We start from the raw sequence: 2815 nt of genomic DNA on the forward strand, positions 1-2815 counted from the left end.
TCATCTGACGACGGACAGTGCCGGGCTGGTATGGGCCGGGCGCGCGCGATCGAGATCGCCTCGGACACCGCGGTCTGCCCGTCGTACCGAACCGCTTGGTCCTGATCCGCCCCCCACAAGCGCTGCTCTGCACCGACCTCGAACGCAACCCAGACCAGATCGTAGGGCCGTTCTCGCGCCAGTGGAGCGTCGAGATCACCTTCTAAAAGATCCGCGCTCACCTCGGCGTCGAGACGCAGCGGCAGTGGTCCGACACGGCGATCGCCCGGACAACGTCCTGCCTACTCGCTCTGTTCTCGATCGCGACCCTGCTGGCTGCACAGCTCACTGCCCGCCAACGGCGACGCCTCGCGGCTGCCGCGTGGTACCTTAAACCGCGCCCGACTTTCGCCGATGCTCTCTGGCCGCAGTGCGCTGTGTGATCTGGCGCAAGCGGACTTTGGCGACATCCTCGTGCCGACGCATCCGAACAAAACCCCGCTTCCGCTTACCCGCGCCCTAGGCCTATGCGTTTTGCCACCCCGCATGTATGACCAAAGTCGTGCTAAGAGCAAAACGATGCGGGCGCGCTGAATGTGTTTGAGCGATCGCTGACAGCGATGATTCCGTAGCGTCGTCAAGGAGCACACAGACGGTCTGGGCCATTGACCAAGCTCGCGTGCATCAAGCCTGCCCTGAATCCTCCGACCGCGTCGCTGCTGTAAAAACGTCACTCTTGCACAATCATATCTCAGCGAGCTTGAGATAAATGAAAGCAGGACAATTTTAACAGATATATGTAAAAAATTTATAGTTTCTTAAATTTCTGGAGTTTTACAGTAATGCACAGTCAAAATTATAGCTCTCAAAATTTTACTGAGTCTAAATTAGACATTTATATTGCTGCGATTGGAAGATCTGGTAGTACGGCTCTCGCTAATATGATGACGTTTTTGCCAGAGCAAAATGTGCTTGTAGAACCTACAGCTCACACGTTTGGGTTTAATGAATGGGATATAATTAAAAATCCACAAGACGAATCAAAATTTTTGAAATATTACTTGAGTCTTACAAATACTTCAAACAAAATTGGCATAAAAGAAGTTATCCCAAAAAGTCATAAGGCAATAATTAATATTTTGCATCCTAGAATAATATTAATATTGGTAAGGAATATTGAAGATGTCTATCTTAGTTTTACAGAGAAACACATTAAACAAAATTCGGTAAGCATTTTTCCGAGCGAGTGGGTAGAAGAATATTGCATAAAATCCTCAGAGGAGTTACTAAATATACATAAATCTTATGATAACGTGGTTATTATAAGGTTTGAAGATTTTTTTTGGAGTATTCACGAGAGGAAAAGATTTATTGCAAAGACAGGATGGAATTTAGAGGGAAGTCCTTTCAAAAACTTCACAAATTATGATCGCCTTTACGAAGTAGAAAGGAACGTTTTTCCACGTGATAAAAGTCTGAGTCCGTTAGAGCGGAATATTGAAAATATAGAGCAAGAAAAATCTAAGATAATTGGCACAAAGTGTCTTACATATCAGAGCTTTTTTGGATATATATGAATAATATCTAATTCAGGCTTGCATCAATTAGCATCTATAACCACATTAATGCAGTCCGATGAACATGGTGTGCCAGGGCTGGGCGATGAGTTCGTTCCAGGCCTCGCAGTGAGCGCCGAGGGCAGCGGCAAACCGATTACAGCGGTGCTGACGGCTGTGTATGGTCTCGGGATGAGGTGTGACGTGTCGATCCTGAAGCGTTCGGGCTTTTTGTCCAGGCGTTCAGGATGAACTCGGTCGGTGTCAGGCCTTGCAGGGTCTTGAGCCTACGAGCGTGATTGTAGGCTTCGAACGCGTCGCAGATCGCGGCCATGGCCTCGACGCGGGCGGTATCGTCAGCAGCCCGCGTCGGAGCGTCGTAGTAGGTGGAGCGCGCCAGACCCATCAGCCGGCATCCCGCAGCGACGGAGAGGCTGCCGGGCCGGTGATCACGGACATAGGCCCGCTTCGCGGCGGCGGTCCGTTGCGCAGAGCCCCCTTTAAAAACTCAAGCTCAAGCGCCTGCCGGCCGACGAGCCGTTCGAGCGCAGCGATGCGCGCCTCATAGGTCTGGATCGTGTCGGCGGCGGCCGCGTCGTCGTCGAACGCGCCCGTCTCGTACTTCTGCACCCAGACGCGCACGAGGTTGCGCGAGAGATCGTGGCGCTTGGCAAAGCCGTGCAGCGTCTCGCCCGACAGGTACTCCTGCGCGACCTGCCGCTTGAACGCGACGCTGTGAGAACGGTGTCGTGCCATGGTCTTCATCCTTCGAAGACCCAGCCAACCGGTCAATCAGCCTTGCCCAATCCGTCCACCCCAAGGGGTCCACTCCAATCCAGAGTCAATGTTCAACGCTGTTTGACAGCCAAGAACCAATCTCGCGTCATCGGCCCGTCGAGCACTATGGGCGCGCTCATTCCCGACAGGCGCAAGCCCGCCACGAAGGTCGTCGTGAGCCAATGACCATGCGGGATGCCCGAGCGTAGGCGCTGGCCAAGGGCCGCCCCGTCCGTGATGTCGAGCTCGCCGCGGGTCGGGGCGTGGAGGCGCACGTTCGCCCCCCAGAGGCCGGGGGCCTACAGCTCGGTGCCGACCTGGCCGGCCCCGCCAAGGATGAAGATGTCCATGGGATCCGACATCCGCGGTTCAGGCCTCCTTGGGGGCCAGGCCGAGGCCGAGGCGCTCGCCGGTGTAGCGGCCCTCGCGGATCGGACGCCACCAGGCCTCGTTGTCGAGGTACCAGCGCACCGTCTCTTCCAGAGCCCGCTCGAAGTCCTTGG

The 2815-nt window shown here is 54.4% G+C and carries 3 protein-coding genes and 3 pseudogenes; 1 reads left to right on the forward strand and 5 read right to left on the reverse strand.

The features are described from left to right. Positions 1-221 (reverse strand): hypothetical protein (locus tag MFF30_RS25755; protein ID WP_238283122.1); only part of this gene is annotated, 221 nt, incomplete at its 3' end. A gap of 600 nt (positions 222-821) precedes the next feature. Between MFF30_RS25755 and MFF30_RS25760 the strand changes: the two genes are divergently transcribed. Further along, on the forward strand, positions 822-1556 hold the full coding sequence (locus MFF30_RS25760) for a hypothetical protein (protein WP_238283125.1): 735 nt from the start codon (positions 822-824) through the stop codon (positions 1554-1556). A 155-nt stretch (positions 1557-1711) separates the two neighbouring features. On the opposite strand, the pseudogene MFF30_RS26375 reads toward MFF30_RS25760, so the two are convergent. The 4 genes and pseudogenes from MFF30_RS26375 to MFF30_RS25780 form a co-directional block, all read right to left on the reverse strand. Next, positions 1712-1845: pseudogene (locus MFF30_RS26375) on the reverse strand (IS481 family transposase); the annotation flags it as partial. 95 nt (positions 1846-1940) lie between these two features. Next, positions 1941-2291 carry a transposase gene (locus MFF30_RS25770; protein ID WP_238283127.1) on the reverse strand — a complete coding sequence of 117 codons (351 nt, stop codon included), beginning with the start codon at positions 2289-2291 and terminating at the stop codon, positions 1941-1943. Positions 2292-2413: 122 nt separating this feature from the next. Continuing rightward, positions 2414-2530: pseudogene (locus MFF30_RS25775) on the reverse strand (IS630 family transposase); the annotation flags it as partial. Between the two features lie 151 nt (positions 2531-2681). Next, positions 2682-2815: pseudogene (locus MFF30_RS25780) on the reverse strand (dTDP-glucose 4,6-dehydratase); the annotation flags it as partial.

Source organism: Methylobacterium goesingense, assembly GCF_022179225.1.
Taxonomy (GTDB): domain Bacteria; phylum Pseudomonadota; class Alphaproteobacteria; order Rhizobiales; family Beijerinckiaceae; genus Methylobacterium; species Methylobacterium goesingense.